Origin of the sequence: Rhizobium sp. ZPR4, assembly GCF_040215725.1 — a bacterium.
GTDB lineage: Bacteria > Pseudomonadota > Alphaproteobacteria > Rhizobiales > Rhizobiaceae > Rhizobium > Rhizobium rhizogenes_D.
Genome location: NZ_CP157967.1, coordinates 20,486 through 35,662 on the forward strand (window position 1 = coordinate 20,486; position 15,177 = coordinate 35,662).

Consider the following 15,177-nt stretch of genomic DNA (forward strand, 5'->3'; position numbering starts at 1 on the left):
AAGGCATCAGGAAGAATGCCCATGTTAGCCAGATTGCATGAGCACTCTGGCAGATTTGCAGGAAAAGCTTGCCACGGCGGCAGTTCACGACCAAGCGGAAGCGATCGAAAGGCCGGCCGCTGACGAGTCGTCGCCTGCAAAATCGACCGCACCGCATGAGGCAGGCCAGCAATCGGCGTCGCCCACGCGGACCTGGTGGCTGCAAGGCCATTGGCTGAATGGCGGCGGTCTCGTGGCAGGGGCGGTTTTTCTTGCGATCGGCTTTGCCGGAGGTCCTCTGGCGCTTGTGGGCTTTCTTGGCCTCGCAGCCCTTGCGCTCGCAGCCGTCGGCATCGTCAAAACCCGAGGCGTCGCGCGCGAGGCAGAGACTATCGCCGCCGATTTCAGCGAGAGCGATCACGATCGCCTTTGGGAGCACAAGGAAAGCACCAGCCTCCTTGCCACCGTCCACGATGCGCTCGGGGACATCGCGGTCACGCGCAGCATTGACCGCCGGATTCTGCACGCCAACGCCACCTTCAGCAGATTGACCGGCAGGTCGCATCCAGAGGGCCTGACGCTGGAAGAGGCCGGCCTCGTATTCCGCGCCGTCACCGATGCAAAGCATCAGGATGCGGAAATCGCGACACCCGAGGGCCGACGCATTTTTGCCTGGCACGATGTCATGTTCCGCGATGCGACGACCGGGCAATTATGCATACAGAGCATCGCGCGCGATGTGACCGAAGAGCGGCAGACGGCCCGCCTGCGCGAAGATGCCAGGCTGAAAGCCGAATATAACAGCGCCGCCAAATCGCGCCTGCTTGCCACCGTCAGCCATGAGATCCGCACCCCACTGTCGGGTATTCTCGGCATGAACCATCTGCTTGCTCAGACGCCGTTGACCTTGGAGCAGGCAAATTACCTGACCGGTATTCGCCAATCGGGTCATGCGCTGGTGCAGCTGGTCGAAGATCTCCTCGATTTCTCCACGATCGAAGTCGGTCGCTTCCAGTTGCATCCGCGCCAGGAGGCTTTGCGGCCACTGCTGGAAGGCGTCATCGAGATGCTCGCTCATCGCGCCCACGAAAAGGGCATTGAAATCGCCGCGAGCGTTGCGGCGGATGTTCCCGAGAGCTTGGAATTCGATCCCGCACGTCTGCGCCAGATCCTGTTCAACGTCATCGGCAATGCGGTGAAGTTCACCCAGACCGGCGGCGTTCTAGTCCGCGTCGACCTCCAGGAGCGGGACTTGACGATATCGGTGCGGGATAGCGGTCCCGGCATGACCGAGGAAGAACAGGCCCGCGTCTTCGGCGAGTTCGAGCAGGCCGGCACCACGGTGGAAAGAAGCGCCGGCACTGGCCTTGGCCTTGCGATCTCCGCCCGCATCCTGCGCGAATTCGGTGGCGGGCTCAGCGTTGCCAGTGAGCGCGGCAAGGGCAGCGAGTTCGTCATCTCCTTCCCGGTCGGCCTGACTGCCGGAGAGGACGGATACGATCGGCGCAATACCATGCTCAGGGGATCCCGTATCCTGCTGCTGGCGCCTGAGGGGGCAGCAAGCACGGCCATCATGCGAACCATCCAGACGCTTGGCGGCCATTGCCGGCTGATCGGCCCCGGCGACATGGATGATCTGCTGCCCTCGTTCCCGATGGGTGACGGCGGGGTCTGGACGGATCTCATCGTCGACCATCGCATGGCGCCCTGGTACTTCAGCGAGGGAAATGCGCTTGCGGTGCCGAGGTTGCGCAAGATCTTCCTGGTCAATCCCGAGGAGCGTAATACCCATCCGCTCGATCTCTTCGACGCCTGGCTCATCCGGCCGCTGCGCGAGCAATCGCTGATCGATGTGCTGAGAGGCCGCATGCGCGGCATGGAAAAGCGCGAAGCCTTGATCGAAGCCGTCTCCGAGATCGGCATTACGACGCCCGAGGCGGAGGAAGACCGCGCGCTCGATATCCTGTTGGGCGAGGATGACCCGGTCAATGCGATGCTGGTTCGGGCGATGCTCTCCAAGGCCGGTCACAGGGTTCGCCTCGTCGAGGATTTCGATGGCCTTCGAGCCCGCACCGAAGACGCCGAAGCGCGACCGGAGGTGCTGGTGACGGATTTCAATATGCCCGGCGGCACGGGTGCGGCTGTCCTTGCGCAATTGCGGGCTCATGAGCGCAGGCATGGCCTGCCGCCGCTGCCGATCATCGTCCTGACTGCGGACAGCCGCGATTCGATCCGCCGTCAGGCGCTTCTGGCGGGCGCCGATGCCGTCATCGTCAAGCCGGTCGATCCCGAAAAGCTGACAACGGTGTTGCGGGGACTGTCGAGATCGGTTTTCGAGCGCGCTTGATATCACCTCGATCTTCGGATGAAGATTACGGAAGCCGGCTCATCAATGCTCGATAGAAGGCCGTGATAGGGCTCAACCTGTGGCTATCGCCGCAGCTAAGTTGGGGACGGCGCGTCCATTCGAAAAATTGCAATGGGCACGGTTCTTGCTTTTAGCCAAGCCGCGTGTCACTTTCCTGTCGCACGAATTTGGTTTATGGCGCTATATCGGCCCGCAGGGGGAGAATCGCCATGTCCATCGAAATTTTGAATCGCGAAGCTCAGGGCGAAATGGTTCAGTCTTCAAAGGCAACGGTTGAGCCGGTTGCCAGCGATGTGCTCGGACGCATCGGAAATCTCGAAACGCGCCTTGCCCGCACGGCGCGCGAAATCGATGCCGCTCAGGCCGTACGCTACCGCGTTTTCGTCGAGGAGATGAACGCGCAACTGCCGGCCGACGCTATGCGTCGTCAGCGCGACGTCGACAGCTGGGATGAGATTTGTGACCATCTTCTGGTGCTGGACCGCTCGCTTGAGGGTGATCCGGAAGACCAGATCGTCGGCACCTATCGCCTGCTGCGCCAGGAAGTGGCCATGGCCAATGGCGGCTTCTATTCCTCATCGGAATTCGACATCGACGCGCTGCTCGCCCGTCATCCCGACAAGCGTTTCATGGAGCTCGGTCGCTCCTGCGTGCTGCCGAATTACCGCAACAAGCGCACGGTCGAGCTGCTGTGGCAGGGCAATTGGGCCTATGCGCTGAAGCACGGCATGGGCGCGATGATCGGTTGCGCCTCCTTCCCCGGTGTCCTGCCGGAACAGCACGCGCTGGCTCTGTCCTTCCTCTATCACAATGTTGTCGCCAAGGATGATTGGGCCGTCGGTGCCCTGCCGTCGCTCGCGCGCACCATGGACTTGATGCCGGTCGAGGCCGTTAATCCGAAAAAAGCGCTGATGGCGATGCCGCCCTTGATCAAGGGCTATCTGCGTCTCGGCGCCATGGTCGGTTCGACGGCCGTGGTCGATCAGGCCTTCAACACGACGGACGTCCTGATCGTCCTGCCGATCGCCAGCATTTCCGACCGCTACGTCAATTACTATGGCGCGGATGCCGGTCGCTTTGCCAGCTGACGAATGGAGAGCAATTCCAGGAAAAGTGCGCAGCGGTTTTCCGTCCGGAATTGCGTGAAAACAAAGAGATAGAGCGGTTCGGAGCTTCGCTGAAAAGCTGAAGCGCTCTATGGGATCGCAAAAATATCGATTGCGTCGGTGATGCCGCGAAGCGCGACATGATGCGATTGCGGCGTCAGGCCGCGCCTCATCATCAGTTCGGCGGCGCGCGGATGATCGAGCACCGAGCTGGTCGCGAATATTTCGCGTGATGTAGCGAGATGCTGGACGCGGGACGCGATATTGACCGTCTGTCCGAAATAATCCTGCCGTTCGTTCAGGCTCACCGCGATGCATGGCCCCTCGTGGATGCCGATTTTCAGAAGAAGATCGTCGTTGCCGCGCTCATTGTTGAGGCTGAGCATGGCCTCACGCATCCGCATCGCCGCGATCAACGCCCGATCGGGCGTCGGGAAGGTGGCCATGACGGCGTCGCCGATGGTCTTGACGACCGCACCCGCCTCGGCCGCGACGATTTCGTGCAGGATGCCAAAATGGGTCTTGACCAGATCGAAGGCTGCGAGATCGCCAACCCTTTCGTATAATTCCGTCGAACCGCGCAGATCGGTGAACAGAAAAGTGAGGCTGGTGATCTTCAGTCGCTGGTCGATGTCGATCGTGTCCGTGCGGTAGATGTCACGGAAGGTCTGGTTGGAGAGCAGGTGCTTGGCGGTCAGAAATGGCCGGCGTTGTCCAAGCAGCGTGTGAAGAGCCTCGTTGGCCACGCAGATCGATGGCAGCACGCGAAGGTCAGTGTGGTTCTCCATCTGGATGCGCAGCGGGCCGGGCCGCAATTCGATGGCCTCGCTGTGTCGGTGCATGCGATCGAAAACGAGCGACAGGGCCTGCCGCTCCTTCGATGGCTCGCCCTTCACATCGAGGAATTGTGCGGCATGCGTGACAGGCTCGAAGATGATGGTGAATTCCGCCGGCAATTGAAGCGATATGACGGCTTTCTCGCCGGGTGGCAGCTCGAGCGATTCCAGCACGAACTGATCGACCTTCTCTTCATAGCCCTCATCGGGAAGATCGACACCAGAGCCCCAATAGATCTGGCGGAAATATTCAAGCGGCGGCAGGTCGTGCGGATTATGCGCCTCGATATGGCGAACGCGCGGGCTGACGGTGAAGGTGACTTCGACCATCTCGTCGAGCGTCGGCTCGTAGCCAGCTGCGCAAAGCGTGCAGTTATAGGTTTCGCTTTGCACGGTTTTCAGGGAGGTATTGGCATCCAGCACCCCGCCGCAGCCCGGGCAAAGAACATTCCACGACATTTCGAACAGGCCGAGGCGCGATGCGTGCAGGAAAGCATTGACGGTCTGTTCTTCCTCAAAGCCGTGGCTGGCCGCGAAGGCGAGTGCATTCACACGGTTAAGCTTGCGGTCGGGTGCCTCAAGGACGAGCCGCTCGATAGCATCGACAATATCCGGCTGCGCTGAATGGCGCAGCACTCCGAAAAGGACCTGAGCTTCACTCATCCCCCATTTTACACCGAATTGATACGGCAGCCCATCACCTTTGTTGGGTCGCCGGCTCAGCCTTATGGGGTAGTGGCTACGATCCAGCACCATAGGCCGCGATGGCGGCCATGTTGACGATATCGGAATCCTTGGCACCCATCGATGTGATCTGCACCGGCTTGTCGAGGCCGACGAGCAGCGGCCCGATCACCGTGGAGCCGCCGAGTTCCTGCAGCATCTTGGTGGAGATCGCCGCGGAGTGGAAGGCGGGCATGACGAGCACGTTTGCGGGCCCCGACAGCCGCGAGAAGGGATAGAGGCTCTCCATGATCTTGCGGTTTAGCGCGACGTCGGCTGACATTTCGCCGTCGAACTCGAAATTCACATGGCGCTTGTCGAGGATATCGACGGCTTCGCGCACCCTCTCCGAGCGTTCGCCCGAGGGGTGGCCGAAGGTGGAGTAGGCGAGCATGGCGACGCGCGGCTCATAGCCCATGCGGCGGGCGAAGCCGGCGGCTTCCTCGGCGATATCGGCCAGTTCTTCGGAGGTCGGCATGTCATGCACGGCGGTATCGGCGACAAAGACCGTGCGGCCCCGGGCAAGCACGATCGATATGCCGATGACCCGATGCCCCGGCTTGGCGTCGATGCAGCGACGGACGTCGCCAAGTGCCGTCGAATAGTTGCGGGTGACGCCCGTCACCATGCCGTCCGCGTCTCCCAGCGCCACCATGCAGGCGGCGAAGTGATTGCGGTCATTGTGGATCAGGCGCGTTACATCGCGATGCAGGTAGCCCTGGCGCTGCAGTCGCGCATAGAGATAGTCGATATAGGCATCGCCCCGCTTGGAAATGCGGGCGTTGACGATCTCGAGACCTGGGCGATTGAGATCGATGCCCGCGCGCTCGGCCGTGGCCTCGATCAGATCCTCGCGGCCGAGCAGGATGGCTGTGCCAAGCCCCTGGTTGGCATAGGAGAGGGCGGCGCGCATCACCTGTTCTTCTTCCGCTTCGGCGAAGACGATGCGCTTCTGGTACCGGCGCACGCGCTCGTAGAGCTGTGACAGCGTCGAGGCGATCGGATCGCGCCGCGCGGAGAGTTCGCGGGCATAGGCATCCATGTCAGGCATGTCGCGGCGGGCGACGCCGCTTTCGATCGCCGCCTTGGCAACGGCCACCGGGATTGCCGAGATCAGACGCGGATCAAACGGCACGGGGATGATGTATTGCGCGCCGAAACGCGGCCGCGCACCCTGATAGGCGGCCACGACGTCGTCGGGCACATCCTCGCGCGCCAGGCTTGCCAGCGCGTTGACGGCGGCGATCTTCATCTCGTCGTTGATGGTGGTGGCGCGAACATCGAGCGCGCCACGGAAGATGTAAGGGAAGCCGAGAACGTTGTTGACCTGGTTCGGATAGTCCGAGCGGCCCGTCGCCATGATCGCGTCGTCGCGGATGCGGGCGACTTCCTCCGGCGTGATTTCCGGATCGGGATTGGCCATGGCGAAGATGATCGGCCTGTCCGCCATCGAGCGGATCATGTCTTCCGAGAAGGCGTCCTTCTGCGACAGGCCGAATACGACGTCGGCACCCTTCATCGCTTCCGCCAGCGTGCGCTTGTCGGTCTTGACCGCGTGCGCCGACTTCCACTGGTTCATGCCCTCGCTGCGGCCCTGGTAGATCACGCCCTTTGTATCGCAAAGGACGATGTTTTCCGGGTTGAAGCCCATGGCCTTGATGAGTTCGATACAGGCGATGGCGGCGGCGCCCGCACCATTGCAGACGAGCTTGGTGGTCTTCAGGTCGCGGCCGGTCAGTTCCAGCGCGTTGATGAGACCGGCGGCGGCGATGATGGCGGTGCCGTGCTGATCGTCATGGAACACCGGGATATCCATGAGCTCACGCAGCCGCTGCTCGATGATGAAGCAGTCGGGCGCCTTGATATCTTCCAGATTGATGCCACCGAAGGAGGGGCCGAGATAGCGCACGCAATTGATGAATTCGTCGACATTCTCGGTGTCGATCTCGAGATCGATCGAATCGACGTCGGCGAAGCGCTTGAAGAGGACCGACTTGCCTTCCATGACCGGCTTGGAGGCGAGAGCCCCGAGATTGCCGAGGCCGAGAATGGCCGTGCCGTTGGAGATGACGGCGACCATGTTGCCGCGCGAAGTATAGTCGTAGGCGGTGGCCGGATCGGCGGCGATCGCCTTCACGGGAACGGCGACGCCTGGCGAATAGGCAAGGGAAAGATCACGCTGGGTCGCCATCGGCTTGGTCGGGTTGATCTCAAGCTTGCCGGGGCGGCCGTTCTTGTGGAAGTCCAGTGCTTCCTGATCGGTGATCCCCGTTCCCGGACGCGACTTGCTCTTGCTGTCAGCCATTGTTCCTCCAAACCTCCTGTGGGCGACCGGTCCCTCTTGCCCGATAGCTGTTGTCTTCTATAGCGGCGCGCGGATAGGGTGGCACCTCATTTTTTTGGAAAAACTGCACCTCCGTGAACGAACGTATTAACGCCAGCATCGATGCCTTCTCGGCCGCCGAGCTTGCCTCGGAGGAAAGCCGTGCCTCGGCTACTCCGATGATGGAGCAATATATCGAGATCAAAGCGAACAATCCCGGTTCGTTGCTGTTCTACCGCATGGGCGACTTCTACGAATTGTTCTTCGAAGACGCCATCGATGCCTCGCGCGCGCTCGGCATCACGCTGACGAAGCGCGGCCAGCACATGGGGCAGGATATCCCGATGTGCGGCGTGCCCGTTCATGCGGCCGACGATTATCTGCAGAAGCTGATCGCGCTTGGCTTCCGGGTCGCCGTCTGCGAGCAGGTGGAAGATCCGGCGGAGGCGAAGAAGCGCGGCGGCAAGTCGGTGGTGCGGCGCGATGTCGTGCGCCTGGTGACGCCGGGCACGATCACCGAAGAAAAGCTGCTTTCGCCTTCGGAATCCAATTATCTGATGACGCTGACCCGCATTCGCGGCGGCGCCGAACCACAGCTGGCGCTTGCCTGGATCGATATCTCGACAGGCGTCTTCCGCCTTGCCGAGACGGAAGCGTCAAGGCTGCTCGCCGATATCCTGCGCATCGATCCGAGAGAGCTGATCCTGCCGGATACGATGTTCCACGATCCGGAACTGAAGCCGGTTTTCGACATTCTCGGCCGCACTGCCGTTCCGCAGCCTGCCGTGCTCTTCGACAGCGCCAGCGCCGAGGGGCGCATTACCCGCTATTTCGGCGTCTCGACGCTCGATGGTTTCGGCACCTTCAGCCGGGCCGAGCTTGCCGCCGCCGCCGCCGCCATCGCCTATGTCGAGAAGACCCAGCTTGCCGAGCGCCCGCCGCTCGGGCTTCCGGAGCGCGAAAGCGGCGCTTCGACGCTCTTCATCGATCCCGCCACGCGCGCCAATCTCGAACTGGTGCGCACGCTCTCCGGCGATCGCAACGGCTCGTTGCTGAAGGCGATCGATCGCACCGTGACCGGCGGCGGTGCCCGACTTCTCGCCGAACGGCTGATGTCGCCACTCACCGATCCCGCTCGCATCAACGAGCGTTTGGATTCGATCGGCTTCCTGGCGGAGGAGCCGTCGCTCTCAACCGATCTGCGTGCGGCGCTGAAGCATGTGCCCGACATGCCGCGCGCCCTGTCGCGCCTTGCGCTCGACCGTGGCGGCCCGCGCGATCTCTGGGCGATCCGTCAGGGATTGGCAGCCGCAACCGACGTTGCCCGCATGCTCGGGGCAGCGCTTCTGCCTGATGAGCTGAAGGCAGCCCTTGCCGGGCTCAGCGCCTTGCCCGCCGATCTTGAAGCCATGCTTGCCGAGACCCTTGCCGATGAATTGCCACTGCTGAAGCGGGACGGCGGTTTCCTAAGGGAGGGCGCTAATGCCGAGCTGGACGAAGTGCGGGCACTCCGCGACCAGTCGCGCCGTGTCATCGCCGGCCTGCAGCTGCAATATGCCGATGAGACCGGCATCAAGTCGCTGAAGATCAAGCATAACAATGTGCTTGGCTATTTCATCGAGGTTACCGCCGGCAATGCCGGTCCGATGACGGATACGAGCGAGGCCAAGGCGCGCTTCATTCACCGCCAGACCATGGCAAATGCCATGCGCTTCACCACGACCGAGCTTGCCGATCTCGAAAGCCGCATCGCCAATGCCGCCGACAAGGCGCTGGCGATCGAGCTGGAGGCCTTCGACCGCATGGTGGCAGCTGTGGTCGCTGCTGCCGAAGCGATCAAGGCCGGTGCCCGTGCGCTGTCGGTGATCGATGTCGCGGCCGGGCTTGCCCTGCTTGCCGAGGAGCAGGCCTATTGCCGGCCCGTCGTCGATGGCAGCCGTATGTTCGCCATCGAAGGCGGCCGCCATCCTGTCGTTGAACAGGCGCTCCGTCGTCAGGCCGGCGGTCCCTTTGTTGCCAACAACTGCGATCTTTCGCCCAAATCCGACGGCAAGGATGGCGCGATCTGGCTGCTGACCGGTCCGAACATGGGCGGTAAGTCCACCTTCCTGCGCCAGAACGCGCTGATCGCCATTCTCGCGCAGATGGGTTCTTTCGTTCCGGCGGCATCGGCTCACATCGGCATCGTCGATCGCCTGTTCTCGCGCGTCGGCGCTTCCGACGATCTCGCCCGCGGCCGCTCGACCTTCATGGTCGAAATGGTCGAGACGGCGGCGATCCTCAATCAGGCGACAGAACGCTCGCTCGTCATCCTCGACGAGATCGGGCGTGGCACCGCGACCTTCGATGGCCTTTCCATCGCCTGGGCTGCCGTCGAGCATCTGCATGAAGCCAACCGCTGCCGTGGCCTCTTTGCCACGCATTTCCATGAGCTGACCGTTCTGTCGGAAAAGCTTGGCCGGCTCTCCAATGCCACCATGCGCGTTAAGGAATGGGATGGCGACGTCATCTTCCTGCACGAGGTCGGGCCGGGCGCTGCGGATCGTTCCTACGGCATTCAGGTGGCGCGGCTTGCAGGTCTGCCGGCTTCGGTGGTAGCGCGTGCCCGCGACGTTCTGACGCGGCTCGAAGATGCCGACCGCAAGAATCCGGCAAGCCAGCTCATCGATGATCTGCCTCTCTTCCAGGTGGCCGTGCGCCGCGAGGAAGCCATTGGCCGGCGCGAGCCGTCCAAGGTCGAGGAGCGGTTGAAAACGCTTGACCTCGACGATCTGACGCCACGAGCCGCGCTTGATGTGCTTTATGAACTGAAGAAAACGCTTACCAAGACCGGTTGACCACAGGCGATATTCCAAGGGCAATATGATGTATCTCGAAGTTCTTCTCGCCGAAGTCCGCATTCTGGGTGAGCGCTTCTCTCCGATCGCCGCGCGCGGCAAGATCTGCGGCGAAGGCGAAGCCCCGGATTGCGAATCCGATCGGGGCTTGCTCGATATCACCCTATCCTGCAGCCGCATTTCCGACATTTGTTCGAAGATCGCCAAGGCCGGCTATTGGGAATGCGAGCGCGAAATGGTGACGCAGATCGGCGCCCAGTCGCGAAACATACTATATAGTTTAAACGAGCTCAGACGGGCGCTTGAGCCGGCAAGGCCCTAAAACTGCCGATTTCTGCGTCGATTGCCGTCACGCTTCGTCAACTTTGGCCCGATAGAAATCTTGAGGGATCGTCGATTCGATACAGTCTGCTCAGGCTGGCTTCGAAGGACGCGGGCGTAGAATGCCTGTGTCAATCGCCGGGCAAAGAGGCTATAGCGCATGCAGACGAAAAGACAGGCGCGCCGGCAACGGGTCGCGGTCAGCGAAGAGAAAGCCGATCGGCAGAGCATGGAAACGCATCATATCGATTTTTCGACCGTTCTCGATGTATCCGCGCTGAGGGCGGAGTGCGAGGCTCTTGCCAAACGCGGTCTGGACAAGAATGACGAGCGTTCCGCGCTGCTGGCGCTGTTGAAGAAGGCGAGCCAGGATGGACGTGAAGAGGCACGGCGATCGCTGATTGCTGACGGCAGCGGGCTCGATTGCGCGCACCGGATTTCCTGGCTGCAGGATCAGATCATCACCGTCCTCTACGATTTCACCGTTCATCATGTCTATCCGAAGCAGGCGGATGCCTTCTCCGTCACCGCCGTCGGCGGTTATGGCCGCGATACCTTGGCGCCGGGTTCGGATATCGACCTCCTCTTCCTCTTTCAGCCGAAGCCGGCGAGCGAGACCCATAAGGCGGTCGAGTTCATTCTCTATATGCTTTGGGATATGGGTTTCAAAGTCGGCCACGCCACGCGCACGGTCGAGGAATGCATCCGTCAGGCCAAGTCCGATATGACGGTGCGCACCGCCGTTCTCGAAACCCGTTACATCTGTGGCAATACCGCGCTGGAGCGCGAGCTGCAGGCGCGATTCGACAAGGAAATCGTCACCAATACCGGCCCGGAATTCATCGCCGCCAAGCTCGCCGAGCGCGACGAGCGTCATCGCAAGGCCGGCGACACCCGCTATCTGGTCGAGCCGAACGTCAAGGAAGGCAAGGGCGGCCTGCGCGATCTGCACACGCTCTTCTGGATCTCGAAATATTATTATCACGTCCGCGATCCCGCCGAACTGGTGAAGCTCGGTGTGCTCTCGAAGCAGGAATACCGCCTCTTCGAGAAGGCCGAGGATTTCCTCTGGGCCGTGCGCTGCCACATGCATTTCCTGACCGGCAAGGCGGAGGAGCGGCTTTCCTTCGATATTCAGCGCGATATCGCCGCAGCCCTCGACTATCACGCTCGCCCGGGCCTTTCGGCGGTCGAGCGCTTCATGAAGCACTATTTCCTCGTCGCCAAGGATGTCGGCGATCTCACTCGCATCCTCTGTGCCGCGCTCGAGGACCAGCAGGCGAAGGCAACCCCGGGGCTTACCGGTGTCATCAGCCGCTTTGCCAATCGCTCACGCAAGATCGCCGGCACGGTCGAATTCGTAGAGGATCGCGGCCGCATCGCGCTTGCCAATCCCGATGTCTTCAAGCGTGATCCGGTCAGCCTCATCAGGCTGTTCTTCGTTGCCGATATCAACGGTTTGGAATTCCATCCGGATGCCCTGAAGCGCGTCACGCGCTCGTTGAATCTGATCGACAACGATCTGCGTGAGAACGAGGAAGCCAACCGCCTGTTCCTGGCGATCCTGACCTCGAAGCGAGACCCTGCGCTGATCCTGCGCCGCATGAACGAGGCAGGCGTGCTCGGCCGCTTCATCCCGGAATTCGGCAAGATCGTCTCGATGATGCAGTTCAACATGTATCACCACTATACGGTGGATGAGCATCTCATCCGCGCCGTCGAGGTGCTGTCGGAGATCGACAAGGGCAAGGCAGAGGATATCCATCCGCTCACCAACAAGCTGATGCCCAATATCGAGGATCGCGACGCGCTCTATGTCGCCGTGCTGTTGCACGATATCGCCAAGGGTCGCGAGGAGGATCACTCCGAAGCCGGCGCTAAGGTCGCGCGCAAGCTCTGCCCGCGCTTCGGCCTCTCGCCGAAGCAGACGGAACTGGTGGTCTGGCTGATCGCCGAACATCTGACCATGTCGATGGTCGCCCAGACGCGCGATCTGACCGACCGCAAGACTATCATCGATTTCGCCGACCGGGTTCAGTCGCTCGACCGGCTGAAGATGCTGCTGATCCTGACGGTCTGCGACATCCGCGCCGTCGGTCCCGGTGTGTGGAACGGCTGGAAGGGCCAGCTGCTGCGCACGCTTTATTACGAAACCGAGCTGCTGCTTGCCGGTGGTTTCTCCGAAGTCTCGCGCAAGGAGCGGGCGGAAGCCGCGGCCGAGGCGCTGGAGCAGGCGCTGGCGGATTGGAACCCGAAGGAGCGCAAGGCCTACGTCAAGCTGCACTATCAGCCCTATCTGCTGTCCGTGCCGTTGGAGGATCAGATCCGCCACACGCAGTTCATGCGTGAATCCGACAAGGCGGGCAAGGTGCTTGCCACCATGGTGCGCACAGACAGCTTCCATGCCATCACCGAGATCACCGTGCTCTCGCCCGACCATCCACGCCTCTTGACCGTGATCGCCGGCGCATGCGCTGCGGCTGGCGCCAATATCGCCGATGCGCAGATCTTCACGACATCGGACGGTCGCGCGCTCGACACCATCCATGTCAGCCGCGAATTTCCCGATGATGCCGACGAGCTGCGCCGTGCCGGCACCATCGGCAAGATGATCGAGGATGTGCTGGCCGGCCGCAAGCGGCTGCCGGAGGTCATCGCGACGCGGACGAAGAACCGCCGCAAGAACAAGGCATTCGTCATTCCGCCGTCCGTCATCATCACCAACAGCCTCTCCAACAAGTTCACGGTCATCGAGGTCGAATGCCTCGACCGCCCCGGCCTGCTGTCGGAAATCACCGCCGTTCTTTCGGACTTGTCGCTCGATATCCAGTCGGCCCGCATCACCACCTTCGGCGAAAAGGTCATCGATACCTTCTATGTCGCCGACCTGGTGGGCCAGAAGATTTCCAACGAGAACAGGCGAGCCTATATCACCGCGCGCCTAAAAGCCGTGATGGCCGGCGAGGAGGATGAAATGCGCGAGCGCATGCCGTCGGGCATCATCGCGCCTGCCGCCACGCGCGGCGTCGCCGTCGAAAAGTCAGATATTGAGAAGAAAGCCGGTTCCGCCGCATGAGCCTAGTCAAGAAATTCATCACCGTCGGTGGCGCGACGCTTGGCAGCCGCATCTTCGGCTTTGCCCGCGAAACGCTGATGGCGGCTGCCCTCGGCACCGGGCCGATGGCTGACGTCTTCTATGCTGCTTTCCGCTTTCCGAACCTGTTCCGTCGCCTGTTTGCCGAGGGTGCCTTCAATGCCGCTTTCGTGCCGCTTTTTGCAAAAGAGATCGAGGCACATGGCATCGAGGGCGCCAAGCGGTTTTCCGAGGAAGTTTTCGGCGTTCTCTTCTCGGTCCTGCTGCTGATCACCATCGTCATGGAACTGGCCATGCCGCTCCTGGTGCGTTGGGTCATCGCGCCTGGTTTTGCCGACGATGCCGAGAAATTCGACCTGACGGTCCGGTTGGCGGCCGTGATGTTCCCCTATCTCATGTCGATGTCGCTGACGGCGATGATGAGCGGCATGCTGAATTCGCTGCATCATTTCTTCGCCGCGGCCGTGGCTCCGATCTTCCTCAACCTGGTAATGATCAGCGCGTTGTTCTACGCGATCTATTTCGGCGCCGATCCGCTGACCACCGCCTGGTACCTGTCCTGGTCGGTGCTGGTGGCAGGCGTGCTGCAACTGGCCGTCGTCTATATCGGCGTGCGCCATGCCGGCATCAATATCGGCCTGCGCTTTCCGCGCTTCACGCCCAATGTCAAGCGGCTCCTGCTTCTTGCGATCCCAGCGGCCATCACCGGCGGCGTCACCCAGATCAATCTGGTGATCGGCCAGGCGATCGCCTCGGGCAAGGAAGGCGCGATCGCCGCCCTGCAATATGCAGACCGCATCTACCAGCTGCCGCTCGGTGTCGTCGGCGTCGCGGTCGGAATCGTGCTTCTGCCGGAATTGGCGCGTTCGTTGAAGTCGGGCCATATCAAGGAAGCCGCCAATATCCAGAACCGCTCGATCGAATTCGTGCTGTTCCTGACGCTGCCGGCCGCCGTCGCCCTTTGGCTGCTCTCCGACGATATCATCCGCGTGCTTTACGAGCGCGGCGCCTTTAACTCGGAAAATACAACGCTGGTCGGCTCCATCCTCGCCATCTTCGGCCTTGGCCTGCCGGCTTTCGTGCTGATCAAGGCACTCCAGCCCGGCTTTTATGCCCGCGAAGATACGAAATCGCCAATGCGCTACACGGCGGTCGCCGTCGCCGTCAATTCGGCGCTATCAATCATGCTTTTCCCGGTGCTGGCCGAACGCGGCATTGCACTCGCCGAGGCGGTTGCCGGATGGCTGAACGCTGTACAACTCTTCGTTACACTCTATCGCCGCGGGCATCTCGCCTGGGAATGGTCGCTGGTACGCCGCACCGCCATGCTGCTCGTCTCCTCCGCCGTCATGGGTGGCGTCATCCTATATTTGTCTCATCGGTGGGAGCCGCTTCTGGGGTCCGGCTCGACGCTGCTCACCAAGACCGGCGTCCTGGGCTTGCTCATATTGATTGCGATGGCGGTGTATTTCATTGTCGCCTTCCTGATCGGCGGCGTGGATTTGGGCATGGTACGCCGCAATTTGAAGCGCAAGCGGGCCGCGACTGCTCCAGATGCCGAGGTGGCGAACGGGGAATAAGAAGGCTCCT

General features: G+C 61.7%; 8 protein-coding genes. 6 read left to right on the plus strand and 2 right to left on the minus strand.

Annotated features, from left to right (window positions below; genetic code table 11):
• Positions 1-37: 37 nt before the first annotated feature.
• Positions 38-2,326 (plus strand): ATP-binding protein, encoded by a 2,289-nt coding sequence (locus ABOK31_RS00125; RefSeq protein WP_349957300.1) that lies wholly within the window; start codon positions 38-40, stop codon positions 2,324-2,326.
• A 230-nt stretch (positions 2,327-2,556) separates the two neighbouring features.
• Complete coding sequence (locus tag ABOK31_RS00130; protein WP_174175634.1) at positions 2,557-3,435, plus strand: GNAT family N-acetyltransferase; 879 nt, start codon at positions 2,557-2,559, stop codon at positions 3,433-3,435.
• Between the two features lie 107 nt (positions 3,436-3,542).
• Here ABOK31_RS00130 and ABOK31_RS00135 read toward each other — a convergent pair whose 3' ends face one another.
• Together ABOK31_RS00135 and ABOK31_RS00140 are read right to left on the minus strand one after the other, a co-directional pair.
• Positions 3,543-4,952, minus strand: coding sequence for an adenylate/guanylate cyclase domain-containing protein (locus ABOK31_RS00135; protein WP_349957302.1), 1,410 nt, complete (start codon positions 4,950-4,952; stop codon positions 3,543-3,545).
• Between the two features lie 76 nt (positions 4,953-5,028).
• Entirely contained in the window at positions 5,029-7,317 is a 2,289-nt protein-coding gene (locus tag ABOK31_RS00140) for an NADP-dependent malic enzyme (protein WP_349957303.1), read from the minus strand.
• 113 nt (positions 7,318-7,430) lie between these two features.
• Between ABOK31_RS00140 and mutS the strand changes: the two genes are divergently transcribed.
• The 4 genes from mutS to murJ all read left to right on the plus strand — a co-directional run bounded on the left by mutS (position 7,431) and on the right by murJ (position 15,167).
• Positions 7,431-10,172 carry a DNA mismatch repair protein MutS gene (gene mutS / locus ABOK31_RS00145; protein ID WP_349957304.1) on the plus strand — a complete coding sequence of 914 codons (2,742 nt, stop codon included), beginning with the start codon at positions 7,431-7,433 and terminating at the stop codon, positions 10,170-10,172.
• 28 nt (positions 10,173-10,200) lie between these two features.
• Positions 10,201-10,494: a hypothetical protein gene (locus ABOK31_RS00150; protein WP_092714992.1), complete on the plus strand. Its 294-nt coding sequence runs from the start codon at positions 10,201-10,203 to the stop codon at positions 10,492-10,494.
• 159 nt (positions 10,495-10,653) lie between these two features.
• A complete protein-coding gene (locus tag ABOK31_RS00155; protein WP_349957305.1) occupies positions 10,654-13,569 on the plus strand; it encodes a [protein-PII] uridylyltransferase in 2,916 nt (971 codons plus the stop codon).
• Positions 13,566-15,167 (plus strand): murein biosynthesis integral membrane protein MurJ, encoded by a 1,602-nt coding sequence (gene murJ / locus ABOK31_RS00160; protein WP_349957307.1) that lies wholly within the window; start codon positions 13,566-13,568, stop codon positions 15,165-15,167. The genes ABOK31_RS00155 and murJ overlap by 4 nt, the downstream gene beginning before the upstream one ends.
• The last annotated feature ends 10 nt before the right edge of the window (positions 15,168-15,177 follow it).

What these genes read in the sequence shown, in the direction of transcription:
- ABOK31_RS00130 (WP_174175634.1), top strand. Translation starts at nt 2,557, where the DNA reads ATGTCCATCGAAATTTTGAATCGCGAAGCTCAGGGCGAAATGGTTCAG.
- ABOK31_RS00140 (WP_349957303.1), bottom strand. Translation starts at nt 7,317, where the DNA reads ATGGCTGACAGCAAGAGCAAGTCGCGTCCGGGAACGGGGATCACCGAT.
- ABOK31_RS00150 (WP_092714992.1), top strand. Translation starts at nt 10,201, where the DNA reads ATGTATCTCGAAGTTCTTCTCGCCGAAGTCCGCATTCTGGGTGAGCGC.
- ABOK31_RS00125 (WP_349957300.1), top strand. Translation starts at nt 38, where the DNA reads ATGAGCACTCTGGCAGATTTGCAGGAAAAGCTTGCCACGGCGGCAGTT.
- murJ (WP_349957307.1), top strand. Translation starts at nt 13,566, where the DNA reads ATGAGCCTAGTCAAGAAATTCATCACCGTCGGTGGCGCGACGCTTGGC.
- ABOK31_RS00155 (WP_349957305.1), top strand. Translation starts at nt 10,654, where the DNA reads ATGCAGACGAAAAGACAGGCGCGCCGGCAACGGGTCGCGGTCAGCGAA.
- ABOK31_RS00135 (WP_349957302.1), bottom strand. Translation starts at nt 4,952, where the DNA reads ATGAGTGAAGCTCAGGTCCTTTTCGGAGTGCTGCGCCATTCAGCGCAG.